The organism is Kitasatospora sp. NPDC058046 (assembly GCF_042885595.1).
GTDB lineage: Bacteria > Actinomycetota > Actinomycetes > Streptomycetales > Streptomycetaceae > Kitasatospora.
The window spans coordinates 21,255-47,825 of the sequence record NZ_JBHVRS010000036.1; the positions used below are offsets into that span (position 1 = coordinate 21,255).

Consider the following 26,571-nt stretch of genomic DNA (forward strand, 5'->3'; position numbering starts at 1 on the left):
CCGCGCCCGCCCCGGAGCCGGACGCCCCGGCAGCCACCACTCCGCCGCAGGAAAGTGATCTGAGATGGCCAACGAAGACCAGCTTCGCGAGTACCTCAAGCGGGCGGTGGCCGATACCCGTAAGGCCCACCGGCGGCTCAAGGAGCTCGAGGACGAGCGCCACGAGCCGATCGCGATCATCGGCATGGCCTGCCGCTTCCCCGGCGGCGTGCGCAGCCCCGAGGGGCTGTGGCGGCTCCTGGTCGACGAGGCCGACGCGATCTCCGAGTTCCCGACCGACCGCGGCTGGGACCTCGACTCGGTGTACGACCCCGATCCGGGCGCCGCCGGCACCAGCTACACCCGCCACGGCGGCTTCCTGGACGGCGCGGCCGGCTTCGACGCGGGCTTCTTCGGCATCAGCCCGAACGAGGCGCTGGCGATGGACCCGCAGCAGCGGCTGCTGCTGGAGACCTCCTGGGAGGCCGTGGAACGCGCGGGCATCGACCCGCAGTCGCTGGCCGGCGGCCGGACCGGCGTCTTCGTCGGCACCACCTCGCAGCTGTACGGCACCGGTTCGGACATCCCGGAGGGCGTGGACCTGTACCTGGGCACCGGCACCACCTCCAGCGTCACCTCCGGCCGGATCGCCTACCACTTCGGCCTGGAGGGCCCGGCGGTCTCGGTCGACACCGCCTGCTCCTCCTCGCTGGTCGCGCTGCACTGGGCCGCCCGCTCGCTGCGCCAGGGCGAGTGCACCACCGCGCTGGCCGGCGGCGTGACGGTGATGTCCAACCCCGGCATGTTCGTGCTGTTCAGCCAGCAGAAGGGGCTGGCCCCGGACGGCCGCTGCAAGGCCTTCGCGGGCGCCGCCGACGGCACCGCGTGGAGCGAGGGCGTCGGCATGCTGATGCTGGAGCGGCTCTCCGACGCGCGCCGCAACGGGCACCGGGTGCTCGGCGTGATCCGCGGCAGCGCCGTCAACCAGGACGGTGCCTCCAACGGCCTGACCGCCCCCAACGGCCCCTCCCAGCAGCGGGTGATCCGGCACGCGCTGGCCGACGCCCGGCTGGCGGCGGCCGAGGTCGACGTGGTGGAGGCGCACGGCACCGGCACCACCCTCGGCGACCCGATCGAGGCCCAGGCACTGCTCGCCACCTACGGCCAGGAGCGCGAACTCCCGCTGCTGCTGGGCTCGGTGAAGTCCAACATCGGCCACACCCAGTGCGCCGCGGGCGTGGCCGGGGTGATCAAGACGGTGCTGGCCATGCAGCACGGCGTGCTGCCCCGCACCCTGCACGTGGACGAGCCCACCCCGCACGTGGACTGGACGGCCGGGTCGGTCGACCTGCTCACCGAGGCGCGCGCCTGGCCGGAGACCGGCCGCCCGCGCCGGGCCGGCGTCTCCTCCTTCGGCGTCAGCGGCACCAACGCCCACGTCGTACTGGAGCAGGCCCCGCCGGTCGAGGCCCCGTCGGACGAGGCTCCTGAGCCGTCGAGCGCGCCGACCGGCCCGGTTCCGCTGGCGTTCTCCGCCAAGAGCCCGGCCGCGCTCCGGGACCAGGGCGCGCGGCTGCGCGAGCTGCTCGCCGCCGACCCGGCGCTCGTCCCCGCCGACCTCGCCTCCTCGCTGGCCTCGTCCCGCTCCGACTTCGTCCACCGCGCGGCGGTGGTCGGCGCCACCACCGCCGAACTCCACGACGCCCTCGGGGACTTCGCCTCCGGTACGGCGGACGTGACCGGGCGCACGGTGTTCGTGTTCCCCGGCCAGGGCTCGCAGTGGGCCGGGATGGCCGTCGAACTCCTCGACAGCGAGCCGGTGTTCGCCGCGCGGATCACCGAATGCGCCGACGCCCTCGCCGAGTTCACCGACTGGAACCTCATCAACGTCCTGCGCGGCGCCGAGGGCACACCCGGCTACGACCGGGTCGACGTCGTCCAGCCCGCCCTCTGGGCCGTCATGGTCTCCCTCGCCGCCCTCTGGCAGGCGTACGGCGTCCACCCCGACGCCGTCATCGGCCACTCCCAGGGCGAGATCGCCGCCGCCACCGTCGCCGGCGCCCTCACCCTCCAGGACGGCGCCCGCACCGTCGCCCTCCGCTCCCAGGCCATCACCGCCATCGCCGGAAACGGCGGCATGGTCTCCATCGCCCAGCCCGCCGGGGACATCGACCTCACCCCCTGGCACGACCGCATCTCGATCGCCGCCGTCAACGGCCCCAGCTCCACCGTCGTCGCCGGAGACGCCGACGCCCTCGACGAACTCGTCGAACGCCTCACCACCGACGGCATCCGCGCCCGCCGCATCCCCGTCGACTACGCCTCCCACTCCGCCCACGTCGAGCGGATCCAGGACGACCTGCTCACCGCCCTGGCCGACCTGCGCCCCCGGCCCCCGCAGGTCCCGTTCTGGTCCACCCTGGACAGCCGCTGGACCGACACCGCCGCCTTCGACGCCGCGTACTGGTACCGCAACCTGCGCCACCCGGTGCAGCTGGAGGCCGCCGTCCGCGCCCTGCTCGCCGAGGGCTTCACCACCTTCGTCGAGATCAGCCCCCACCCCGTCCTCACCCCCGGACTCCAGGAGACCCTGGACGAGGCGACCGCCCCCACCGTCACCTGCGGCACGCTCCGCCGCGACCACGGCGGCCCGACCGCCTTCCTGGCCTCCGCCGCCGAACTCTGGGTGCGCGGCGTGGCGGTGGACCTCTCCGGCCGCTCGGTCGGCGCCCGCCCGGTCGACCTGCCCACCTACCCCTTCCAGCACGAGCGCTACTGGCTGGAGCCCTCCTCCGGCACCGGGGACGTCACCGCCGCCGGCCTCGGCGCCACCGACCACCCGCTGCTCGGCGCGGCCCTGCCGCTGGCCGAGGGCGACGGGGTGGTGCTCACCGGCCTGCTGTCGCTGCGCAGTCACCCGTGGCTGGCCGACCACGCCGTCTCCGGCACCGTCCTGCTGCCCGGTACGGCCTTCGTGGAGCTGGCCGTCCGCGCCGGTGACGAGGTCGGCTGCGGCCTGGTCGAGGACCTGGCCATCGAGGTCCCGCTGATCCTCCCCGAGCGCGGCGCCGTCGTCCTGCAGGCCGTGGTCGGCGCGGCCGACGAGTCCGGCCTGCGGCCGGTGGCCGTCTACGGCCGCCCCCAGGACACCCCGCACGGCGAGCCGTGGACCCGGCACGCCGGCGGTCTGCTCGCCGCCGACGACGCCCAGCCTCCCGCCGAGAGCGGGCCCTGGCCGCCGGCCGGTTCCGCCCCCGTCGACCTGGACGGCTTCTACGACCGCCTGGAACAGGCCGGTTACGGCTACGGCCCGGTGTTCCGGGGCCTGACCCGGGCCTGGCGGCTCGGCGAGCAGGTGCACACCGAGGTCCGGCTGCCGCAGCAGGCGCACGCCGACGCGGACCGCTTCGGCCTGCACCCCGCGCTGATGGACGCCGCCCTGCACGGCATGGGGCTGGCCCGCCGGGAGGGCGCGGCCGAGGGCAACGGCCTGCCGTTCGCCTGGAGCGGCGTCCGCCTGCACGGCACCGGCGCCACGGCGCTGCGGGTGACGGTCTCCCCCACCGGGCCGGACTCGGTGTCGCTGGCCCTGTTCGACGAGACCGGCGCCCCGGTCGCCTCGGTGGCCTCGCTGGCCGTCCGGACGATCTCCGCCGGTCAGCTGCGGGCCGCCCGGCGCGGGCAGCGGGACGCGCTCTTCCGGGTCGAGTGGGCCCGGGTCGCGCCGGGCGACGGCGGGCGGGCCGAGCGCTGGGCGGTGCTCGGCGACGACCGGGCCGTCCCCGGGCTCCGGCTGGACGGCCTGGCCGGACTCGACCGCCTGGACTCCCTGGCCGGGGCCGCCGGCGGGCCGGAGGTCCTGCTCCTGCCCGCGCCGCCGGCCGACGGCGGGTCCCCGGCGGAAGCCCACCGGGTGACCGGTGAAGTCCTCGGCCTGCTCCAGGAGTTCCTCGCCGACGAGCGGTTCGCCGGGACGCGGCTGGCCGTGCTGACCGGGGGCGCGGTCGCCGCCACCCCAGGCGACCCGGTGCCCGGCCTGGTCCACGCCCCGCTCTGGGGCCTGCTCCGCTCCGCGCAGGCGGAGCACCCCGACCGGTTCGTCCTGGTCGACCTCGACGGCACCGCCGACGCGGCCGCCGTCCTGCCCGCCGCGCTGGCCTGCGGCGAGCCGCAACTGGCCGTCCGGGAGGGCGAGTTGTTCGCCCCCCGGCTGGTCCGGGCCACCCCGACCGCCGACCTCCGTCCGCTCGACCCGGCCGGGACGGTGCTGGTCACCGGCGGCACCGGCACCCTCGGCGCCCTGCTCGCCCGCCACCTCGTCACCGAACACGACGCCCGCCACCTGCTGCTCACCAGCCGCAGCGGACCCGACGCCCCCGGCGCCGCCGAGCTCACCACCGAACTCACCGCCCTCGGCGCCACCGTCACCGTCACCGCCTGCGACGCCGCCGACCGCGACCAACTCGCCGCACTGCTCGCCGACATCCCCACCGACCACCCCCTCACCGCCGTCATCCACACCGCCGGCGTCCTCGACGACGCCGTGGTCGAGACCCTGACGCCCGAGGCCCTCGCCCGGGTGCTGCGGCCCAAGCTCGACGCCGCCGCGCACCTGGACGAGCTGACCGCGGAGCTGGACCTGGCCGCCTTCGTCCTGTTCTCCTCCGCCGCCGCCACCTTCAGCAGCCCCGGCCAGGGCAACTACGCCGCCGCCAACGCCTACCTGGACTCGCTCGCGGCCCGCCGCCGGGCGGCCGGGCGGCCCGCGCAGTCGCTCGCCTGGGGCCTGTGGGCGCAGCCCAGCGGCATGACCGGTCACCTGGGCGAGGCCGAGCTGGAGCGGATGAGCCGGGGCGGCACGGTGCCGCTGTCCGAGCGGGACGGGCTCGCCCTGTTCGACGAGGCGCTGGCCGTCCCCGCCCCGCTGGTGGTGCCGGCCGCGCTCGACCTCGCGGTGCTGCGCGGGCGGACCCCGGTGCCGCACCTGCTGCGCGCGCTGGTCCGGCCGGCCGCGCGGCGCGCCGCCCGGTCCCGTACCGGGGAGGACGGCGGCCGGCTGGCCGAACGGCTGGCCGCGCTCTCCGGGGCCGACCGCCGCCGTGCCGCGCTCGACCTGGTCCGGGCCCAGATCGCCGGGGTGCTCGGGCACTCCTCGGCCGAGCAGGTCGATCCCGAACTCCCGTTCAGCAAGCTCGGGTTCGACTCGGTGACGGCCGTGGAGCTGCGCAACCGGCTCTACCAGGCCTCCGGTCTGCGGCTGCCCGCGACGGCGGTCTTCGACTACCCGACGGCCGGCGCGCTGGCCGAGCGGATGCGGGCGCTGCTGCTGCCCGAGGCGGAGGCCGACGGCGGCACCGACGGCGGCACCGACGAGGAGCAGGCCGCCGAGGAGGCCCGGGCGGCCGAGATCGACGGCATGGACATCACGGACCTGGTCGAACTGGCGCTGGGCACCTCGGTGGACCCCGCAGGCGTCTGAGGAAGAGGACAGCATGACTACCCCGCCGGAGCGGATCGTCGAGGCGCTGCGCGCCTCGATCAAGGACAACGAGCGGCTCAGGAAGCAGAACGAGCGGCTGTCGGCGATCGCCGACGAGCCGATCGCCGTCACCGGCATGGCCTGCCGGCTGCCCGGCGGGGTGCGCACGCCCGAGGACTTCTGGCGGCTGCTCACCGAGGGCGGCGACGGCATCGGGCCGTTCCCCGCCGACCGCGGCTGGGACCTCGGCGAGCAGAGCGCCACCGCCCAGGGCGGGTTCCTCTACGACGCCGCCGAGTTCGACCCCGGCTTCTTCGGTATCGGCCCGCGCGAGGCCCTCGCCATGGACCCGCAGCAGCGACTGCTGTTGGAGACCTCCTGGGAGGCCGTCGAGCGGTCCGGCATCGACCCGCTCACCCTGCGCGGCAGCCGGACCGGCGTGTTCGCCGGCGTGATGTACCACGACTACGCCGCCCGGCTGGACGAGGTGCCCGACGAGGTCGCCGCCTACCTGGGCAACGGCAGCGCGGGCAGCGTCGCCACCGGCCGGGTCTCGTACGCGATGGGCCTGGAGGGCCCGGCCGTCACCGTGGACACCGCCTGCTCCTCCTCGCTGGTGACGATCCACCTGGCGGTCCAGGAGCTGCGCCGCCGGGGCTGCGACCTGGCCCTGGCGGGCGGCGTCGCGGTGATGTCCACGCCCGGACTGTTCGTGGAGTTCACCCGGCAGAAGGGCCTGGCGGCGGACGGCCGGTGCAAGGCCTTCGCGGACGCGGCGGACGGCACCGGGTTCTCCGAGGGCGTCGGCATGCTGATGCTGGAGCGGCTCTCCGACGCCCGCCGCAACGGGCACCCGGTGCTCGCGGTGCTGCGCGGCAGCGCCGTCAACCAGGACGGCGCCTCCAACGGGCTCACCGCGCCCAACGGCCCGGCGCAGGAGCGGGTGATCCGCCAGGCCCTGCTCTCCGCCGGTCTCACCGCCGCCGACGTGGACGCCGTCGAGGCGCACGGCACCGGCACCACCCTGGGCGACCCGATCGAGGCCCAGGCCCTGCTCGCCGCCTACGGCCAGGACCGTGAACGGCCGCTGCTGCTGGGCTCGGTGAAGTCCAACATCGGCCACACCCAGAGCGCGGCCGGGGTGGCCGGGGTGATCAAGACGGTGCTGGCGCTGCGGCACGGCGTCCTGCCCCGCACCCTGCACGTGGACCGGCCGTCCTCGCACGTGGACTGGTCGGCGGGCGCGGTGGAACTGCTCACCGAGGAGCGGGAGTGGCCGGAGACCGGCCGCCCGCGCCGGGCCGGCGTCTCCTCCTTCGGGATCAGCGGCACCAACGCCCACGTCATCGTCGAGCAGGCCCCGGAGGAGCAGCCCACCGAGCAGCCCGGCGAGGAGCAGGCCCCGTCGGCCGGCACCGGCGCCCCGTGGCTGCTGGCCGGCCGCACCGAGGCCGCCGTACGGGCCCAGGCCGGGCGCCTCGCCGAGCACCTGGACGCCCATCCCGCGCTCGCGGCCGTCGACGTCGCCCACTCGCTGGCCACCGGCCGCTCCGCCTTCCCCCACCGCGCGGTGGTGGTCGGCGCCGACCGGGCCGCGCTCGCCGCCTACGCCGCCGGGCAGGACCCGGCCGCCGTGGTGGCCGGCACGGCGGACGTGACCGGCAAGACCGTCTTCGTGTTCCCCGGGCAGGGCTCGCAGTGGGTCGGGATGGCCGTCGAACTCCTCGACAGCGAGCCGGTGTTCGCCGCACGGATCACCGAATGCGCCGACGCCCTCGCCGAGTTCACCGACTGGAACCTCGTCGACGTCCTGCGCGGCACCGAGGGCGCCCCCGGCTACGACCGGGTCGACGTCGTCCAGCCCGCCCTCTGGGCCGTCATGGTCTCCCTCGCCACCCTCTGGCAGGCCCACGGCGTCCAGCCCGACGCCGTCATCGGCCACTCCCAGGGCGAGATCGCCGCCGCCACCGTCGCCGGCGCCCTCACCCTCCAGGACGGCGCCCGCACCGTCGCCCTGCGCTCCCAGGCCATCACCGCCATCGCCGGAAACGGCGGCATGGTCTCCGTCGCCCAACCCGCCCAGGACATCGACCTCACCCCCTGGCAGGACCGCATCTCCATCGCGGCCGTCAACGGCCCCACCTCCACCGTCGTCGCCGGAGACGCCGACGCCCTCGACGAACTCGTCGAACGCCTCACCACCGACGGCATCCGCGCCCGCCGCATCCCCGTCGACTACGCCTCCCACTCCGCCCACGTCGAGCGGATCCAGGACGACCTGCTCACCCTGCTCGCCCCCGTCACCCCGCGCGGCGCCGACATCCCGTTCCACTCCACCGTCGACAGCCGCTGGCTGGACACCACGACGATGGACGCCGCCTACTGGTACCGCAACCTCCGCCACCCGGTGCAGCTGGAGGCCGCCGTCCGCGCCCTGCTCGCCGAGGGCTTCACCACCTTCGTCGAGATCAGCCCCCACCCCGTCCTCACCACCGGACTCCAGGAGACCCTGGACGAGACGGCCGCGCCCACCGTCACCTGCGGCACGCTCCGCCGCGACCACGGCGGCCCGACCGCCTTCCTGGCCTCCGCCGCCCGGCTGCACGTCCGGGGCGTCCCGGTCGACTTCTCCCCCGCCCTCGCCGGGGCCCGCCGGGTCGACCTGCCCACCTACCCCTTCCAGCGCGGCCGCTACTGGCTGGAGGGGCCCCGCGAGGACGCCTCGGCCGGTGCCCTGTTCCGGACGGTCTGGCGGCCCGTCGGGGGTGCCCGCACCGGCCGCCCGGACGGCCCGATCGCCGTCCTCAACGCCGGGCCCGGCTCCACCGACGGGCTGGTCCCGTACGCCGACCTGGCCGCCCTCGCCGCCGCCGAGGCCGTCCCCGCCACCGTCCTCTACCACCTGCCCGCCGCGGCGGGCCCGGACGCCGGGCTGCCGACGGCCGTCCGCGCCGCCGTCAACGGGACCCTCGACCTGCTCCGCGCCTGGCTCGCCGAACCCCGGCTGGCCGCCTCCCGCCTCGTCCTGGCCACCCGCCGCGCCGCCGGCCCCGGCCTGGACGACCTCGCCCTGGCCCCGGTGTGGGGGCTGGTCCGCTCCGCCCAGGCGGAGTACCCGGGCCAGTTCGCCCTGCTCGACCTGGACGACTCCGCCGCCTCCGCCGCGGCGGTCCCCGCCGCCCTGGCCACCGACGAGCCCCAGCTGGTGATCCGCGACGGCGTTCCGCACGCGGCCCGCCTGCTGCCCGTCCCCCACGAGCCGGCCCGCCCGATCGACCCGGCCGGAACGGTGCTGGTCACCGGCGGCACCGGCACCCTCGGCGCCCTGCTCGCCCGCCACCTCGTCACCGACCACGGCGCCCGCCACCTGCTGCTCACCAGCCGCAGCGGCCCCGACGCCCCCGGCGCCGCCGAGCTCACCACCGAACTCACCGCCCTCGGCGCCACCGTCACCGTCACCGCCTGCGACACCGCCGACCGCCACCAACTCTCAGCGCTGCTCGCCGACATCCCCACCGGCCACCCCCTCACCGCCGTCGTCCACACCGCCGGCGTCCTCGACGACGGCATCCTGGACTCGCTCACCCCCGAGCGGGTGGACACCGTGCTCCGCCCGAAGGTCGACGCCGCCGTCCACCTGCACGACCTGACGGCCGGCCACGACCTGGCCGCCTTCGTGCTGTTCTCCTCCGCCGCCGCCACCCTCGGCAGCGCGGGCCAGACCAGCTACGGCGCGGCCAACGCCTTCCTCGACGCGCTCGCCGAGCGCCGGTGCTCCCGGGGCCTGCCCGCGCAGTCGCTCGCCTGGGGCCTGTGGGCGCAGCCCAGCGGGATGACCGGCGGGCTGGCCGAGGCGGAGCTGTCCCGGATGGTCCGCGGCGGGGTGGCCCCGCTCTCCTCCGCCGAGGGCCTGGCCCTGTTCGACGCCGCGCTGGCGGCCGGGGACGCCACTCTGGTGACCGCCCGCCTTGACCTGCCCGCCATCCGCCGCCGGGCCGCTCCCGGGCCGCTGCCCGCACTGCTGCGCGACCTCGCGGCCGGTACGCCGGCCCGGCGCCAGGAGCCGGCCGGGGAGTTCCCCGAGGACACCGCGGGCCCGTCCGCCGCCGAGCGGCTGGCCGGGCGGCTGGCGGACGCCGGGGAGGTGGAGCGGGAGCGGATCCTGCTCGACCTGGTGCGCGGCGCGGTGGCCGGGGTGCTCGGCCACGCGGGGCCCGAACAGGTCGACCCGGGGCGGCGGTTCCTCGAACTCGGCTTCGACTCGCTGACGGCGCTGGCGCTGCGCAACCAGCTGGGCGCGGCCACCGGGCTCCGGCTGGCAACCAGTCTGATCTACGACCAGCCCTCCCCGGCGCTGCTCGCCGCCCACCTGCGCGAGCGCCTCGCCGAGCGGGCCGACGCCCACGCCGACGGCCGGACCGCCGGAGCGGGCGCCACCACAGGCGCCGAGCCGGACGGCCCGCTGGCGACGCTCTACTGGCAGGCCTGCGAGCAGGGTTCCTCGATGGCCGCGCTGGACCTGCTCAAGGCCGCGGCCGGCTGCCGGCCCTCGTTCCGGACCGCCGAGGAGGCCCCGGCCGCCGAGCCGGTCCGGCTGGCGCAGAGCCCGGACGGCCCGGTGCTGGTCTGCCTGCCGTCCTTCGGCCCGGTCTCCGGCCCGCACGAGTACGCCCGATTCGCCGCCGCCTGCCGCGGCCGCCGCGAGGTCCTGGTGCTGCCCCAGCCGGGCTTCCTGGCCGGCGAGCTGCCGCCCGCCGACCTGGACGCGCTGGCCGACCTGCACGCCGGGTCGGTGCTCCGGCACACCGGCGGCCGGCCGTTCGTCCTGGTCGGCCGCTCGGCCGGCGGCTGGATCGCGCACGCGGTGGCCGCCCGGCTGGAGCGGCTCGGGACGGGCCCGGCCGGGCTGGCCCTGGTCGACAGCTACGACCCGGACTACGACCAACTGCCGCTGCTGGAGCCGTCGATGTCCGCCGCGATGAAGGACCGCGAGTCGGCCTTCGCGCTCGCCGACGACACCCGGCTGGCCGCGATGGGCGCCTACCACCGGCTCTTCGCGGGCTGGCGCCCGGAGCGGATCGCCGTACCGACCCTGCTGGTGCGGGCGGCCGACCCGTGGACCGAGGAGATCCGGGAGTCGGCCGGCTGGCAGGCCGTCTGGTCGCTCCCGCACACCGCCCTGGACACCCCCGGCGACCACTTCTCGGTCCTGGAGGACCACTCCGACACCACCGCGCGCACCGTGCTGGCGTGGCTGGCCGACGCCGTCGAGCCCGCCCTCAGACCCCTCTGACGGCCGGCCGCTGATCCACCGTTCGAACCTCCTCAGGAGACAGCTCATGAAGATCGTCATCATCGGTGCAGGGCTCGGCGGCGTCGCCTCCGCCCTGGCGCTCACCCGCTCCGGCCACCAGGTCGAGCTCTACGAGCAGGCGGACGAGCTCCGCAAGGGCGGCTACGGGGTGATCCTGTGGCCGAACGCCACGGGCATCCTGACCCAGCTGGGCATCGACCACACCGACCTCGGCCACCGCCTCGACCGGGTGGACATCACCTCGGAGACCGGCCAGCCGCTGGTCAAGGTCGACCTCGACCGGATCGCGCGCGACTTCGGCTCGCCGAACAAGGTGATCCGCCGCAGCGAGCTGGTCGAGGTGCTGGCCGCCGCGCTGCCGCCGGGCGTGCTGCGGTTCGGCGCCCGCGCCACCGTCATCGACGAGCCCGCGCCGGGGACGGACGGGCCGGTCGCGATCACCTTCGAGGACGGCCGGCGGATCGACGCCGACGTGCTGATCGGCGCGGACGGCCACCGCTCCTTCGTCCGCAAGCACCTCTTCGGCTTCTCGCCGGCCGAGCACACCGGCTGGGCGACCTGGCACGGCACCACCCCGCTGCCGGTGGAGCTGACCAACAGCAACCGGGTGCAGACCATGGCCGGCGAGCACGGCCTGTGCGTGATGCACCCGCTCGGCGAGTCCATGCTCTACTGGGCCTTCGAGACGCCGTGGGCGGACGGCGACGCGGTCCCGCCCGGCGCGCCCGGCTCCCCCGACGGCACCGGCCCGCTCGGCGCCGACGGCCGGCCGCAGTCCGCGGTGGCCAACCTGCGGGCCCGGTTCGCCGGTTTCTCCTCCCCGCTGCCCGAGCTGCTGGAGTCGATCAGCGACGAGGACGTCCAGGTCTTCCCGCACATCCTGCACCAGGTCCCCAAGGTGTGGGGGCGCGGCCCGGTGACGCTGCTCGGCGACTCGGTGCACGCCGTCCCGCCGCGCACCGGCATGGGCGCCAACCAGGCGCTGGAGGACGCCTGGGTGATCGGTCGGGCGCTCTCCGGCCAGGGCTCCCCCGCCGAACTGCTGCGCCGCTACGAGAAGATCCGCCGCCGCCGGGTCAAGATGCTCTACCACTACGCCGCGGCGACCGGGAAGCAGGGCCAGTCGGTGCCCGGCCTCTTCAAGCGCTCCAAGGACGGCATCTCCTTCACCGGGTTCCAGCGCTTCCAGATCAAGGCCTTCAGCAACTACCTCAACGCCAAGCCGCGCTGACGGTCCATCAGCTCACACGCCACCCGTTCCCAGAGAGAGTGACACCCGCCATGAAGATCATCCGTCAGCACGCCTACGGCGGCCCCGAGGTGCTGGAGCTGGAGGACCTCGAACTGCCCGAGCCCGGCCCGGGCCAGGTGCTGCTGCGCACCCACGCCGCGGCCGTCACCTTCTTCGACATCCTCAACCGGCGCGGCGACCTCGCCAAGCGCGACTACTACCGGGCCGACGCCGCGCTCCCGCTGGAGCCCGGCTACCAGGGCTCCGGCTACGTCGAGGCGCTCGGCCCGGACGTGACCGGCGTGCGGGTCGGCGACCGGGTCGCCTGGGCCCTGGCGGCCGGCTCGTACGCGAGCCATGTCATCGCCCCCGCCGCGCAGTTGATCCCGGTGCCGGAGGACATCGACCTCGGCGAGGCGGCCGGCCTGCCGGTGCAGGGCCTGCTCGCGTACAAGCTGACCCACGAGGCGTACCCGCTGGCCGAGGGCGACTGGACCCTGGTGCAGTCGGCGGCCGGCGGCGTGGGCACGCTGATCACCCAGTTCGCCCGGATGCGCGGCGCGCGGGTCATCGGCGTGGTCTCCGCCGAGGAGAAGGCCGTCGTCGCCAAGGAGGCCGGCGCCGAGGCGGTGATCGTCTCCGGCGGCACCGAGGACGTGGCCGCCGAGGTCAAGCGGATCACCGGCGGCGAGGGCGTCCGGGTGGTCTACGACGCGGTCGGCAAGGACACCTTCGAGGCGAACCTCGACAGCCTGGCCCCGCGCGGCTACCTGATCAACTTCGGCCAGGCGAGCGGCTTCGTCCCGCCGCTGGACCTGATGACGCTGAACGACAAGGGCTCGCTGTTCGTCACCCGCTTCTGCCTGCCGCACTTCTTCGACGAGTCGTGGCCGCCGCTGAACTTCCTGGAGCGCTGCTTCCAGTGGATGCGCGAGGGGAAGCTGACCGTCCGGATCGACTCCCGCTTCCCGCTCGGCCAGGCCGCCGAGGCGCACGCCGCCGTCGAGGAGCGCCGCACCAGCGGCCGCGTCCTGCTCATCCCCTAACACCCCCCTACACCCCCTGAATTCCCCTCAGAACACGCTTCTCGCACCATATTCGGATCTGCCTCGCAGACCGGGACGGGTAGGCTCCGCACCATGAGTGACACGAGCGCGATTTCGGTCGCGCGCGCCACGATCGACGAATTCACCGGCTCGACCCCCGCCGAAATCGACGGCGTATTCCGCCGGCTCGCCGCGGAATTCCAGGCGGACGGTTCCCTCCGCCCGGACGCGCTCGCCGGAATTCCGGCCCTGCTGGACGCGCTGGACACCGTCCCGCCCGCACACCAGGCCAGGCTCGCCCTGCTGCTCGGGCTGCTGGCCGAGGCCGCCGGCCCGGACGGCGGCTTCCCCGCCCACGAGGCCGTCCGGGCCGGCCTGGACCGCTACCTCCGGCTGCTGTCGGACGGCGGGACGGACGCCGGGCTCGGCGCCGCCCTGTTCTTCCTGCTGGGCCACTTCCCCGAGGACGGCGAGCGGATCCTCGCCGCCGTCCCCGGCACCGGGGTCGACCGGGACGACCTGTCCCGGCTGGCCCGCTGCCTCCAGCCGTGGGAGACCGCGGACGCCGCGACCCGGTGGAACCTCGGCCGGGTCTTCCCCTCCCCCGCCGTCTGGGGCCTGACCGAGCAGGAGCGGGCCACCGCCCCCGCGCTCGACCGGTGGCTCGGCCTGCCCGCCGAGCGCACCGCCGAGCTGTGGGCGACCGAGACCCGGGCGCTGCTGGCCTACTCCGGCGCCAAGGCGGCCTGGGCCTGCGAGCACGGCGCCACGGTGTCCCCGTTCGTGGTGCCCGCCCCCGAGGAGGAGCGGACCGCCGAGCCGTCCCCGGCCGCGGACGTCCTTCGGGGCCACGCCCGGGCCGTCCGCTGCCCGCGCTGCCGGCAGCCGCTGACCGGCGGCGCCGAGGCCGCCGTCTGCACCGGCTGCGAGGCCGTATTCCCTTCGGTGGACGGGCTGTTGGACTTCCACGACCAGCCGTCCGGCCCGAGCGACCCGCTGCTGGCCGGCCGGTACGAGCGCGGCCTGCGGGCCGGGTTCGTCCGGATCATGGGCGCCAACTGGGGCGGCTGGGTGTCGCTCGACGACGAGGACGCCTACCTCAGCGAGCACGTCCGGCCGGTCGACGGCCCGGTGCTCGACCTGGCGGCCGGCGCCGGCCGCTGGACCAGGGTGCTGGCCCGTTCGCTCGGCGAGGAGCGGGTGATCGCGCTGGACCTCTCCGCCGAGATGCTGGCCCAGCTGCGGGCCAAGCTGGACCGGGTCCTCACCGTCCGCGGCAGCGCCCTGGAGCTGCCGTTCGAGGACGCCTCGCTGGGCGGGGTGAACTGCTGGAACGCGCTGCAGGCCATCCCCGACCCGGAGCGGGCGATCCGCGAGGTCGGCCGCTGCCTGCGCCCGGGCGGCACCTTCACGGTCATGACCTTCCGTCAGGCCGCCGACCCGCTCTACCGACAGTTCCAGAGCCGGCTGGAGCGCCAGGCGCACCGCGGCTCCTTCGACCCGGAGCAGCTCACCGGCTGGCTGGCCGACGCCGGGATGACCGTGCGCGACCTGTCCGGCCCCGGAAACTTCCTGTTCGTCACCGCCGTCAAGGCATAGTCCCGCACGAGGAGAGGCCATGCCCGTCAGCCCCGACCCTTCCCAGACGTACCTTCCGGGAATGGACAACAAGGTGGTGTTCCTGAAGAACCTGATCAGCTCGCCGCTGATCGAGGTGGGGGAATTCACCTACTACGCCGACATCGACGACCCGGCGGCGTTCGAGACCCGGAACGTGCTCTACAACTTCGGGCCCGAGAAGCTGGTGATCGGCAAGTACTGCGCCATCGGCACCGGCACCCAGTTCATCATGCCGGCCGCCAACCACCCGATGATCGGCTCCACCACCTACCCGTTCTTCATGTTCGGCGGGGACTGGACCGCGCGGACGGTGGACGCGCTGGCTACTGTCGCCAGCCGCGGCGACACCGTCATCGGCAACGACGTGTGGATCGGCCGGGAGGCCGTGATCATGCCGGGCGTGACGATCGGCGACGGCGCGATCATCGGCACCCGGGCCGTGGTCACCTCCGACGTGCCGGCCTACGGCGTGGTCGGCGGCAACCCCGGCAAGCTGATCAAGAAGCGTTTCGAGGACGCGGACATCGACCGGCTCGCCCGGATCGCCTGGTGGGACTGGCCGGTCGAGGCCGTCACCGAGCACGTCCGCACCATCTTCACCGGCACCCCCGCCGAGCTCGAACTGGCGGCCAAGGAAGCCGGTCTGATCAACTGATGTTTTCCCCGGTCCCCGGCCGCCCTCGGCCGGGGACCGGCGTACGTTCGGCCCGATCACCTGTGAATGGAGTAGCACCATGGACGCCGCAGTCCTCCACACGCTCGGCAAGCCGCCCCGCTTCGAGCGGTTCCCCGAGCCGACCGCGGGCGAGGGCGAGGTGCTCGTCCAGGTCCTGGCGGCCGCGCTCAACCCCTCCACCAAGGCGGTGGCCGGCGGCGGCCACTTCGCCAGCTCCGACAACCTGCCCGCGGTGGTCGGCCTGGACGGCGTCGGCCGACTGGAGGACGGCAGCCGGGTGTTCTTCGGCGGGGCCCGCAAGCCGTACGGCTCGATGGCGCAACTGACCGTCGCCCGCGCCCCGTTCACCTGGCCGGTGCCGGACGGCGTGGACGACCTCACCGCCGCCGCGCTGCCCAACCCGGCACTCTCCTCGTGGATACCGCTGGAGCACGCCGCCAAGCTGCAGCCCGGCGAGACCGTCCTGGTGCTGGGCGCCACCGGCGCCGCCGGCAAGCTCGCCATCCAGATCGCCAAGCACCTGGGCGCCGGACGGGTCGTCGCCGCCGGCCGCAACCAGGAGGTCCTGGACACCCTGGGCGAGTACGGCGCGGACGCCACCGTCCCGCTGAACGGCACCCAGGAGGAGATGGCCGAGGCCTTCGCCGCCGCGGCCGGCGACACCGGGTACGACGTGATCCTGGACTACCTGTGGGGCAAGCCGACCGAGGCGCTGCTGACCGCGATGACCCGCAAGGACTTCCACCTGAAGAGCTCCGGCCCCCGGCTGGTGCAGATCGGCGAGTCGGCGGGCGCCACCATCGAGCTGTCGGCCGGCACGATCCGCAGCGCGGGCCTGACCATCGTGGGCGGCGGCTTCCCGCCGCCGCAGGCGTTCCTGGACATGTTCAACCGCCTGATGGCGGGCGCCGCCGCCGGTGAGATCCGGATCGACACCCGGGCCGTGCCGCTCGCGGAGATCGAGCAGGCCTGGCAGGCCGAGGACACCGGGCACAAGCGCCTGGTCATCGTCCCGTAGTCGACGCGGTCGCCGCACGACGACCGAGGCCGCCGCCGGATTCCCGGCGGCGGCCTCGTCGTTGCCGTCACTGTCGCGTCAGGTGCCGGTCCACTCCGGTTCGCGCTTCTCCAGGAAGGCCAGCGGGCCCTCCTCGGCGTCCCGGCTGTGCATCCGGCGCTCCTCCCAGACGTAGCGGGTGGCGAAGGACTGCTCCAGCGGCGTGGTGAGGGCCTTGGCCGCCGCCTCCTTGACCGCGCGGACGGACAGCGGGGCGCAGCGCAGGATGTCGCGCACCCAGCCGTCCACGCAGTCGTCCAGCTCCCCGGCCGGCACCACGTCGTTGACCAGCCCGTACTCCAGCGCGCGCCGGGCGCTCAGCCGGCGGCCCGTCATCAGGTGGCCCAGCGCGGCCCGGTAGGGCAGCTGCTGGGCCAGCCGGAACACCCCGCCGGCGCCGGCGATCAGGCCGAGCTTCGCCTCGGGCAGCGCGAAGACGGCGTCCTCGGCGGCGACGATGATGTCGCAGGCCAGCGCCAGCTCGAAGCCGCCGCCCATGGCGAAGCCCTGGACCCGGGCGACGACCGGCTTGGAGAGCGCGAACCGCTCGGTGAGCCGGGGGTAGCCCGGCTTGCCCCGGCTGCCGAAGGTGGAGGTGGCGGTGCCGGCCCTGACCCGTTCGGCCAGCTCCTTGAGGTCCTGGCCGACCGAGAAGGCCCGGTCCCCGGCGCCGGCCAGCACCACCACCCAGACCTCGGGATCGGCCTCGACCTCGTCCCAGATCCCGCACAGCTCCTCGTGCATGCGCAGGTCCATCGCGTTCAGCACCTCGGGCCGGTCCAGGGTGACGTACCCGACCCGGCCCTTCCTCTCGTACCGCACCCGTGTCGGCTCGGCCATCAGAACGGGTACCTCGCCGGGGTCTCGCGGACGGTCAGCCACTGCCACTGGGTGTACTCGTCCCAGCTGTGCTCGGAGCCGTGCCGGGTGCCGTTGCCGGAGGCGCCGCGGCCGCCGTGCGGCACGTGGGCCTCGTCGTTGATGGTCTGGTCGTTGACGTGGACCATGCCGGTGCGCAGCCGGTCGGCGATCGCCCGGCCGCGCCGCACCGAGCCGGTCTGGACGGCGGCGGTGAGCCCGTACGCGGTCCGGTTGGCCAGTTCGACGGCCTCGTCGTCGTCGGCGACCACGGTGACCGGGGCGACCGGCCCGAACACCTCCTCGGTGAAGGCGGGCATGTCGGGGGTGACGCCGGCCAGCACGGTCGGCTCGAAGAACGGGCCGCGCCGGGCGCCGCCGGCCAGCACCACGGCGCCGGCCGCCACCGACTCGCGGACGATCCGCTCGACCCGGTCGAGCTGCCGCTCGCCGATGACCGGGCCGAGGTCGACCTCCTCGCGGAACGGGTCGCCGAGGCGCAGCTTGCGGGCGCGGTCGGCGAGCAGCTCCAGGTACCGGTCGGCGACGGCGCGGTGCACCAGGTGGCGCCCGGCGGCCATGCAGATCTGGCCCTGGTGGAAGAAGGAGCCCCAGGCCCCGGACGAGGCCGCGGCGTCGAGGTCGGCGTCGTCGAGGACGATCAGGGCGTTGTTGCCGCCGAGTTCGAGCGAGACGCGCTTGAGCATGCCGCCGGCGACCGCGCCGATCCGGGCCCCGACCTCGCTGGAGCCGGTGAAGGCGATCATCGGCACGTCGGGGTGGCGGACCAGGGCCTCGCCGACCTCGGCGTCGCCGGGCAGCACCTGGAGCAGCCCGGCGGGCAGGCCCGCCTCCTCGAAGAGCCGGGTGATCACCCGGCCGCCGGAGACCGGGGTGTGCACGTCGGGCTTGACCACCACGGCGTTGCCGAGGGCCAGCGCGGGGGCGACCGCGCGCATCGCCAGCACCAGCGGGACGTTCCAGGGGCTGATCACGCCGACCACCCCGAGCGGCACCCGGCGGGCGAAGCTCTCCCGGCCCGGCTCGGAGGCCAGCAGGTGGCCGTTGGGGCGGGTGGGCAGCGCGGCGGCGGACCACAGCTCGTCCAGGACGGCGCCGACCTCGAAGTCGGCCTTGCCGCGCACCGATCCGCCCTCGCGGACCAGCAGGTCGACGATCTCCTCGCGGTGGCGCTCCAGCACGGCGGCGGCGCGGCGCATGACGGCGGCGCGCCCGGTCGGCGGGGTCGCCGCCCAGCCGGGCTGGGCCTGCGCGGCGGCGGCCACGGCGGGGTCCACGTCCGCGGCCGCCGCCAGCGAGACCACGGCGATCGGGCGCCCGGTGGCGGGCTCCCGTACCTGGAGCTCGCCACCGGAGAGTGCCGGGTCGAGCCCGGCGTCCAGCTGAATGAGACCGCTCATCGCGGCCACCTCCCTTGTCAGTGGTTCGGCCCCGACGAACGGCGTACCGGGGCGTGTCCGTCGGGCACGCCCCCGGTTCAACGAGGCGGGGTGTGCCCGGTGATGGGCACGTCGACCAGGAGCGGCGCGGTCGCGGACGCCGACTTGGCGACGATCTCGGTGAGTTCGGCGGGGTGGGAGACCCGGACGGCCTCGATGCCGAAGAACTCGGCGGCGGCCCGGAAGTCCAGCCGGTGGCGGCCGCTGTCCGGGCCGAAGGCCAGGTCCAGGCCGAGGTAGCGCCCGCCCCGGGTGGAGCGGCTGTCCCAGGTGTCCAGGGTCTCCTTGAGGGTGCGGTACTCGCCGTTGTTCATCACCACGAAGGTCACCGGGACGCGGTAGTGGCCGGCCGCCCACAGGCCCTGGAGGCCGAACATCGCGCAGCCGTCGCCGAGCACGGCGACCACCGGGCGGCTGTCGTCGCCCATCCGGCGGCCGACGGCGGCGCCGATGCCGTGGCCGAGGCCGCCGCCGACGGTGTGCAGGTACGAGCCCGGGCGGTCCTGGCGGAGCACCTGGCGCAGCCGCAGGCCGGTGGTGATGGCCTCCTCGACCACCACGGCGTCCTCGGGCAGTCCGGCGGCCACCGCGTGGGCGGCGGCCAGCGGGTCGAGCGGGCCCGGTCCGTACGCGGCGAGCGCGGCGCGGTCGGTGGCGGCCCACCCGGCCGCCGCCCGCCGGCCGGCGGCGGCGGTCCGCTCGGCGGCCCGCGGGACGCGTCCGGCGAGCTGCTCCGCGAGGGCGGCCAGGGAGGGCCGCAGCGCGCCGTGCAGGCCCAGTCGGACGCCGAAGTTGCGGCCCAGTTCGGCGGCGTCGGCGTCCAGTTGGAGGACGGTGGTGGTCTCCGGGATCGGCGAGCCGGGGGTGTAGTGGTGGGCCATGAAGGCGTGGGTGCCGACGATCAGGACGGTGTCGTGGGCCGCCAGGGTCTCCCGGATCGCGGCGTGGGTGGCGCCCAGCATGCCGCCGTACAGCGGGTGCGAGGTGGGGAAGTCCAGGTTGTCGTTCATCGGCTGGTGGTACGTCACCGCGCCGAGCGCCTCGGCGAGCGCGGTCAGCTCGGCCACCGCGCCGTCGCGGCCGACGGCGTCCCCGGCCACCAGGGCGGGGCGCTCGGCGGCGGCCAGCAGCCCGGCGGCGGCGGCGAGTTCGGTGGCCAGGCCCTGCGGGGCGAGGGTGGAACGGCCGGGCACCTCGACCTCGACGTCCTCGGTGAGCAGGTCCATCGGGATGGACAGGAACACCGGCCCGGCGGGGGCCCGCCGGGCGGCGGCGAAGGCCCGGGTGAGCATCAGCGGCAGGTCGTGGGCGTGCTGGACGTCGAAGGTCTGCTTGACCGCCGCCGAGGCCAGGCCGATCAGGTCGCCCGAGAGCATCGGGTCGCAGGCCAGGTGGCGGCGGTCCTGCTGGCCCGCGGTGACCACCATCGGGGTGCGCGAGCGGCTGGCGTTGAGCAGCCCGACCAGGCCGTTGGCGAGGCCGGCCGCGATGTGCAGGCTGACGAAGGCGGTGCGGCCGGTGGCCCGGGCGTAGCCGTCCGCCATGGCGACCACCGAGCCCTCGTGGGCGCCGAGCACGTAGTCGATGTCCCCGGCCGCGCTGAGCGCGTCGGTGAAGGGCAGTTCGCTGGTGCCGGGGTTGCCGAAGACGGTGGTGACGCCCTCGGCCCGGAGGATCTCCAGCATCGCCTCGACCGGGCGCATCAGGCGTCCTTCGCCGGGCGGCGGGTCCACGACGCGCCGACCTTGGCGATCACGTCCAGCCCGTACAGCCGCAGGGCCTGCTGGAGGGCGAACTCGGCGAGGTAGTGGCGGAAGGTCTCGACGGGCTCCTCGGCGTGGTGGAGCATGTGCCGGTTGGCGACCACCGCGGGGCTCGCCAGCCGGGCGGCGGCGGCCTCCACGGCCGCGTCCATCGCCCTGGGCTCGACCACCTCGTCGAACAGCGCGGCGGCGTCGGGCTCGCGGGCCCGGATCTTGCGCCCGCCGAGGATGACCTGGCGGGAGACCCGGCCGCCGGCGAGCCGGGTGAGGCGCAGGTTGCCGAGGCCGGGGACGATGCCCTCCTGGGCGGCGGGCAGGCTGAAGTAGCTGTCGGCGGCGGCGATCACGTGGTCGAAGACCATCAGCAGCTGCGCCCCGCCGCCGATCGCGAAGGTGTCCACGGCGGCCACCCAGGGCTTCTCCAGCGTGCGCTGCGGCCACGCGCGGTCGTCGTCGACCAGCAGGCCGCGGTAGATCTTGCTGATGTAGCCGATCTCGCGGCGCATCAGGAAGTCCGCGTACGAGATGGTGCCCTCGTGCAGCTCGGTGAGGTTGATCCCGGCGCTGAACACCCGGCGGCCGAGGTAGCGCCGGTGGGTCATCTCGCCGCCGCGCAGGACGCCGACCTCGGTGGCCGGGTCGAGCAGGACGAGGTCCACCGCGGTCTCCATGTCCTCGACATGGGCGTTGGTCTCGGCGTTCAGGCAGTGGTCGTTGTGGACGGTCACGTGGGCGGTGCCGTCGCGGCGCTCGATCCGGACCACGCCGAGGTCGGCGCTGCCGGTGCGGCTGAACTCCGGGAGCAGGGCCAGCGCCCGCTCGGTGGGGCGCAGCATCGCGTCGATCAGGTGCCGGCCGCACTCGGGGTGGGCGAGGACGGCCTGGAGGAAGATGCCCTGGTCGATCTCCAGGCCCTCCTTGTCGGCCTGCCGCAGCCCGTGCTCGGCGGCCAGCTGCGCCTCGCCGGGCACCAGGCCGGGGTGGCGCTCCCCGGCCCGGCGCAGCAGCTCGTCCAGTCGCAGGTGGACGGTGCGCTCCTCGGTGAGCGCACCGTAGACCTCTGCGACGTGCTCCCGCAGGAAGCGCTGCCGGGACAGCCTGGCCTCCGGGGCGGTGTCCACGCTGCGCGCGGTGTCCAGGGTGAAGACTGGGACGGTCATGACAGCTGTTTCCCTCGGTGGGTCGGGTACGGGTCGGGTCGGGCGCCGGCCGGCCCGGGCGCGGGACGGTCGGGCGCCGGACGGGTCAGGCCCGGTCGGCGGACTGGTTGCGGAGCGTCCGGTCGCAGGCCGCCAGGTGGGCGCCGAGCGACTCCTCGAAGCTGGTGGTGGTGGCGTCCAGCAGCAGCCGGCGACGGATCGCCAGCTCGCCGCCGACCAGCCCGCCGAGCAGCGCGCCGGCGCTCTCGACGGCGGCGGCGACGCCCGCGCGGTCCTCGACGACCCGGTCGAACAGGCCCAGCTCGGCGCCCTCCGCCGCGGTGACCTCGGTGCCGAACAGCACCAGGCGGCGGGCGCGGGCGACGCCCAGCTGCTGGACCAGGCGGTGGACGGCCATGCCGGGCCACAGCCGGCCGGCGGTGACCGCCGGGCTCAGCCGGGTGTCCGCCGTGGCGATCCGGTGGTCGGCGGCCAGCAGCAGGTCCAGCGCCGGGCCCGCGCACTCGCCGGCCGCGACGGCGAGGACGCCGGCCGGGACGCGCTCCAGGCGGCGCAGCGCGCGCTCCCACTTGTTGACCAGGTGGATGCCGACCTCGCCGGGCCAGGCCTGCTCGCGGACGCCGGCCGTCCCCTCGACGTGCAGCACGGCGAAGGTCGCCCGGTCGGCGTCCTCCAGCTCGTCGCAGACCTCGACGACCTGGCCGATCAGCTGCTCGGTCAGCGGCGCGGAGCAGTCGATCAGGACGTGGCGCCCGGCCGACCCGGTGCGTTCGGGAAGCAGTTCGCTGACGGACATGGGAATTCCTCTTTCGGAAGGTGCGGGCTGTGTCTGGTGCATTCCGGTCAGTACCGGACGAGGGCCGTCTCGATGGTCGATCCGGGGCCCATCGTCATGAAGACCCCGAGGTCGCCGGGCCGGACCTGACCCTCGGCCATCAGCCGCTCGTAGGAGAACAGGAACGAGCCGCTGGAGAGGTTCCCGTAGTCCCGCAGCACCCCGGTGGTGTGCCGGACGTCGTGCCGGGTCAGTCCGAGGTTGATCTGGACCGAGTCGATGACCTTCTTGCCGCCGGAGTGGACGATCCAGTGGGCGATGTCGCTGCGCCGCAGGCCGGTGTCCTCCAGCAGCCTGTCGACGACGAGTTCGGCGTGCGCGCCGACCACGTACGGCACGTCGCGGTCCAGGAAGAAGCTGAACTTGCCCTGGTCGTCGTCCCAGTCGTAGCGCATCGCGTCGACGGCCTCGGGGATGATGCGGCTGGAGAACTTGAGGACGGTCGGGCCCTCGGCCCGCACGCCGCTCTCCGGGCGGTCCAGCAGGCCGTCCGGGTCGGCCATCAGGATCACCGCCGCGGCGCCGTCGCCGAACAGGCTGTTGACCACCGCGGTGCGCATGGTGCCGTCGAAGACGTAGGCCGCCGAGCAGGTCTCGACGCAGACCATCAGGGCCGGCCGGCCGGGGTTGGCGGCGGCCCAACCAGCCACCGCGGTCAGGCCGTTGAGCCCGGCGTTGCAGCCCATGCCGACCACGTCGAGCCGGCTGGTCCGGACGTCGAGGCCCAGTTCCTTGATCAGGTGGGCGGAGAGCCCGGGGGTGAGCAGACCGGTGGTGGTGACGCAGCAGATGTAGCCGATCTCGGAGAGGTCGAGGCCGGTGCGGGCCACGCACTCGCGCACCGCCCGCGCGCCCGTCTCCACGCCCGACGCCCGGTGCTTGCGGAGCAGTTCGCCCTGGGTCTCCATCCGGCGCCCGCCGTCCGGCCCCTCCGGCGGGAGAATGAGGAAACGGCGGTCGATCGCGCTGTTCATGAAAAGCGACCGAATGCGCTGGTCGGTTATCCCGAATATGTCGAGGATATCGCTCTGCGCATAGGAGTCCGGCGGGTTCGCGGTGGCGATGCCGATGATCCGGGGCAATGCCCCGTCCTGTTCCGCGAGCGGTGGCACGTCCTTCTCTGACAAGGTCAGCGCCATGTCGCCCCCCTTTCTGGAAAATTCCGGCCATGGACGACTGACAGACGCATTCCAGCAGGGGCGGACCCGCTCGAACACCCCGGTCCGCCCCTTAGGGCCCCCTGTCCCGGCGGGGCCCCCTGCCCGGCCCCGCCGGGGCTCGACCAGGGGCCCGCCGGGGGCTCGGCCGGGGCTCAGCCGGCCCGGGTCAGCGCGCCCATCGCCGTGGGCAGGTCGACCCGGGAGCTGACCCGCAGCTTCCGGTAGGCCCGGGTCAGGTGCTGCTCCACGGTGCTGACCGTCACGTACAGCCGCTTGGCGATCTCCCGGTTGGTGTAGCCGTGCGCGGCCAGCTCGGCGACCCGGCACTCGGCGTCGCTGAGCACCGCGTCGGACACCGCCGGGGCGCTCTCCCGGGCCGACTGGTCGCCGCCGCTGCTCCAGCCGAACTCCACGCCCAGCAGCCGGGTGAGCGGCTGGGCCTGGCACTCCTCGGCCAGCATCCAGGCGCGGCGGGCGGTGAGCCTGGCCCGGCGCAGCTCGCCCAGGTCGTGGTAGGTCCTGGCCAGGTCGGCGAGCGCCCGGGCCAGTTCGTACCGGTCGCCGGCCTCCTGGAGCACGTCCGCGGCCTTGCGCAGCAGGGCCGGGCGCTGGCGCAGGTCGCCGGTGGCGGCGAGCTGGCGCATCGCCACGCCCCGCGCCCGCGGCGCGCACTGGTCGACCATCGCGAGCTGCTCCTCCAGCAGGCGCCGGGCCCCGTCGCGGTCGCCCAGCTGGAGCATCGCCTCGGCGGCCTCGCCGCGCCAGGCGACCAGGCCGGGCACGTCCAGCCCCCACTGGCGCATCAGCTCGCCGCAGGCGAGGAAGTCGCCGAGCGCGGCGTTCAGGTGGCCGGTGGCCAGCTGGTACCGGCCGCGGGCCTGGAGGTAGTGGAGGCCGTAGCGGCTCTGCAGCATCGCCTCCGGGACGGGCAGGTTGAGCTGGTCGGCGGCCTCGTCGTGGCGGCCCATCGCGGTCAGCGCGGTCAGCAGGCTGGCCAGCGCGCCGCCGACCGCCACCCCCCAGCTGCCGGCCGGGATGATCTCCAGCGCCTGCCGGGCGTACCGCTCGGCGCCGGGCAGGTCGCCCTGCCGTACGGCGATCTCGGCCCGGATGGTCGCCAACCGGGCCTGGCGCCCCGGGGACTGGCGGGCGGCCGCCTCCGCGATCAGGCCGTCGCACCAGGGCGCGGCCCGGTCGGCCCGGTCGCCGTAGGTCAGCGCGAGCAGCGCCGACTCGACGGTGTCCATGCCCGTCTCGTCCAGCCGGGAGGTGCGCAGGATCCGCTCGGCCTCGGCGACCGCCTGCTCGGACGGGCCGCGGCTGAGCACCGAGTCCAGCGCGGTGGCCGCCTCCAGCCGCCAGCTGACCGCGGTGGACGGCGCCGGGCGCGGGTCCGGCTCCTCCTCGGCGGACGGCACGTGCGCCAGCAGCGGCGCGTACCAGCAGCGCAGCCACGGCCGGGTGGTCCGCAGCTCGGCCGCGGTCTCCGGGTCGTGCGGGCCGCTCTCCAGGCCGAGCCGGGACAGCACGTCCCTGGCCTCCTCGAAACGGCCGTGCCACAGCAGGGCCTTGGCGAGCACCAGGCCGTCGCTGGGGCGCAGGTGGCCGCGGTGCAGGGCGGTGGTGAGCTCGGTGAGGTGCGGGGTCGGGGCGCCCGGGTTGATCCGCCACTCGGCGCGGACCAGGGCGGTCCTGATCCGGGCCAGCCGGGGCCCGTCCGCGCAGACCCGGCAGGCCAGCCGCAGGTACTCGACGGCCTGGCCGACCCGGCCCTCGGCCAGCGCCAGCGTGGCGGCCTCCTCCAGTACGGGGACGGTCCAGGCCTCCTCGACCCGCCCGGAGGCGAGCAGGTGCTCGGCCGTCGCGGCCGCGGCGCCCCCGCCCGCGTGCAGCAGTCCGGCGGCCCTGCCGTGCAGTTCGGCCCTGCGCTCGGAGCCGGTGTCGAGCAGCACGGCGGCCCGGGCGGCCGGGTGGCGGAAGCCGTCGGGGGCCAGCAGGCCGCAGTCCGCCAGCTCGCGCAGGCCGCGCGCCGCCTCCGCGCCGTCCACGCCGAGCAGCCGGCCGACCCCGTCCGGGGCGCCGAGCACGGCGAGCGCCTGGACAAGCGGGAGCAGCCCGGGGGCGCTCCGGTGCAGCAGGTCGCGCACCGCCTGCCCGTAGCCGTCGGCGACGGCCAGCCCGCCGTCGGCGGTGCCGGCCCGCACCGCCGCGAGCTGGCCGTCGAGCAGGGCGGTGAGCAGCAGCGGGTTGCCGCCGCTGATCCGGTGGCAGTCGGCGGCGAGCCGGTCGGCGGCCTCCCGGCCCAGGCGCTCGGCGACCAGCCGCTCCACACCGTCGGGGGTGAGCAGGGGCAGGACCAGGCTGTGGCAGCCGGGGCGGCGCAGCAGCTCCTGGTGGAACTCGGCGGTGCGGTGGGCGGCCCGGCCGGTCCGGCCGAGGACCGCCATGATCCGGGAGCGGCCGAGCCGGCGGGTCAGGTGGGAGAGGCAGGCCAGCGAGTCCGGGTCGGCGTGCTGGACGTCGTCCACCACCAGGGCGAGCGGCTGCCGTTCGGCCAGGTCGAGCAGCAGGGCGCTCAGTTCCCGGGCGGCCGACTCCCGCCGGTCCGGGCCGGCCGCGAGCAGTTCGCGGACGGCGGCCCGCTGCTCGGCCGGCACCGGGGCGCCGCGCAGCAGCTGGCCCAGCACGCCGAGCGGCAGGCCGGTCTCGGCGGCCGACCCCACCGCCGTCAGCGGCAGGACGCCCGCCCCGGCCGCCTGCTCGACGAACTCGTCCAGCAGGGCGCTCGTTCCGGTGGCCGCCGGGCCGCTCACCACGGCGATCCGTCCCCTGCCCCCGACCGCCTCGGTCAGCAGACCGGCCAGGAAGGCCAGGTGCTCATCGCGTTCGACCAGCATCATTGCTCAGACTTTCTCTCGTGCGTACGTGCGGGT

Annotated in this window: 14 protein-coding genes; 7 read left to right on the forward strand and 7 right to left on the reverse strand. The window is 75.3% G+C overall.

Going from position 1 to position 26,571, the window contains the following annotated elements; genetic code table 11:
• Positions 1–64 precede the first annotated feature (64 nt).
• From ACFVU7_RS41630 to ACFVU7_RS41660, 7 genes are all read left to right on the forward strand, one after another.
• Positions 65–5,458, forward strand: a complete 5,394-nt coding sequence (locus ACFVU7_RS41630) for a type I polyketide synthase (RefSeq protein ID WP_388051520.1) — start codon at positions 65–67, stop codon at positions 5,456–5,458.
• A 13-nt stretch (positions 5,459–5,471) separates the two neighbouring features.
• Positions 5,472–10,751 carry an SDR family NAD(P)-dependent oxidoreductase gene (locus ACFVU7_RS41635; RefSeq protein ID WP_388051523.1) on the forward strand — a complete coding sequence of 1,760 codons (5,280 nt, stop codon included), beginning with the start codon at positions 5,472–5,474 and terminating at the stop codon, positions 10,749–10,751.
• A gap of 46 nt (positions 10,752–10,797) precedes the next feature.
• Positions 10,798–12,003, forward strand: a complete 1,206-nt coding sequence (locus ACFVU7_RS41640) for an FAD-dependent oxidoreductase (protein WP_388051526.1) — start codon at positions 10,798–10,800, stop codon at positions 12,001–12,003.
• A gap of 50 nt (positions 12,004–12,053) precedes the next feature.
• Complete coding sequence (locus ACFVU7_RS41645; protein ID WP_388051529.1) at positions 12,054–13,049, forward strand: quinone oxidoreductase family protein; 996 nt, start codon at positions 12,054–12,056, stop codon at positions 13,047–13,049.
• A gap of 93 nt (positions 13,050–13,142) precedes the next feature.
• Positions 13,143–14,648 carry a class I SAM-dependent methyltransferase gene (locus ACFVU7_RS41650; RefSeq protein ID WP_388051531.1) on the forward strand — a complete coding sequence of 502 codons (1,506 nt, stop codon included), beginning with the start codon at positions 13,143–13,145 and terminating at the stop codon, positions 14,646–14,648.
• A gap of 19 nt (positions 14,649–14,667) precedes the next feature.
• Positions 14,668–15,324, forward strand: a complete 657-nt coding sequence (locus ACFVU7_RS41655) for a CatB-related O-acetyltransferase (RefSeq protein WP_388051534.1) — start codon at positions 14,668–14,670, stop codon at positions 15,322–15,324.
• Between the two features lie 79 nt (positions 15,325–15,403).
• A complete protein-coding gene (locus ACFVU7_RS41660; protein ID WP_117490417.1) occupies positions 15,404–16,363 on the forward strand; it encodes a zinc-binding alcohol dehydrogenase family protein in 960 nt (319 codons plus the stop codon).
• 78 nt (positions 16,364–16,441) lie between these two features.
• Here ACFVU7_RS41660 and dpgD read toward each other — a convergent pair whose 3' ends face one another.
• The 7 genes from dpgD to ACFVU7_RS41695 form a co-directional block, all read right to left on the reverse strand.
• The gene (gene dpgD / locus ACFVU7_RS41665; protein WP_049652977.1) at positions 16,442–17,242 is read right to left on the reverse strand and encodes an enoyl-CoA-hydratase DpgD; all 801 of its coding nucleotides are present in this window, start codon (positions 17,240–17,242) and stop codon (positions 16,442–16,444) included.
• The gene (locus ACFVU7_RS41670) at positions 17,242–18,681 is read right to left on the reverse strand and encodes a benzaldehyde dehydrogenase (protein WP_375874433.1); all 1,440 of its coding nucleotides are present in this window, start codon (positions 18,679–18,681) and stop codon (positions 17,242–17,244) included. The genes dpgD and ACFVU7_RS41670 overlap by 1 nt, the downstream gene beginning before the upstream one ends.
• A gap of 77 nt (positions 18,682–18,758) precedes the next feature.
• Positions 18,759–20,423: a thiamine pyrophosphate-binding protein gene (locus ACFVU7_RS41675; protein WP_388051537.1), complete on the reverse strand. Its 1,665-nt coding sequence runs from the start codon at positions 20,421–20,423 to the stop codon at positions 18,759–18,761.
• Positions 20,423–21,643: a (3,5-dihydroxyphenyl)acetyl-CoA 1,2-dioxygenase DpgC gene (gene dpgC / locus ACFVU7_RS41680; protein WP_117490415.1), complete on the reverse strand. Its 1,221-nt coding sequence runs from the start codon at positions 21,641–21,643 to the stop codon at positions 20,423–20,425. Before dpgC ends, ACFVU7_RS41675 begins: the two co-directional genes overlap by 1 nt.
• A gap of 85 nt (positions 21,644–21,728) precedes the next feature.
• Positions 21,729–22,439 carry an enoyl-CoA-hydratase DpgB gene (gene dpgB / locus ACFVU7_RS41685; RefSeq protein WP_049658312.1) on the reverse strand — a complete coding sequence of 237 codons (711 nt, stop codon included), beginning with the start codon at positions 22,437–22,439 and terminating at the stop codon, positions 21,729–21,731.
• Between the two features lie 47 nt (positions 22,440–22,486).
• The gene (gene dpgA, locus ACFVU7_RS41690; protein WP_074004753.1) at positions 22,487–23,617 is read right to left on the reverse strand and encodes a 3,5-dihydroxyphenylacetyl-CoA synthase DpgA; all 1,131 of its coding nucleotides are present in this window, start codon (positions 23,615–23,617) and stop codon (positions 22,487–22,489) included.
• A 173-nt stretch (positions 23,618–23,790) separates the two neighbouring features.
• The gene (locus ACFVU7_RS41695) at positions 23,791–26,538 is read right to left on the reverse strand and encodes an AAA family ATPase (RefSeq protein ID WP_388051541.1); all 2,748 of its coding nucleotides are present in this window, start codon (positions 26,536–26,538) and stop codon (positions 23,791–23,793) included.
• Positions 26,539–26,571: the final 33 nt, after the last annotated feature.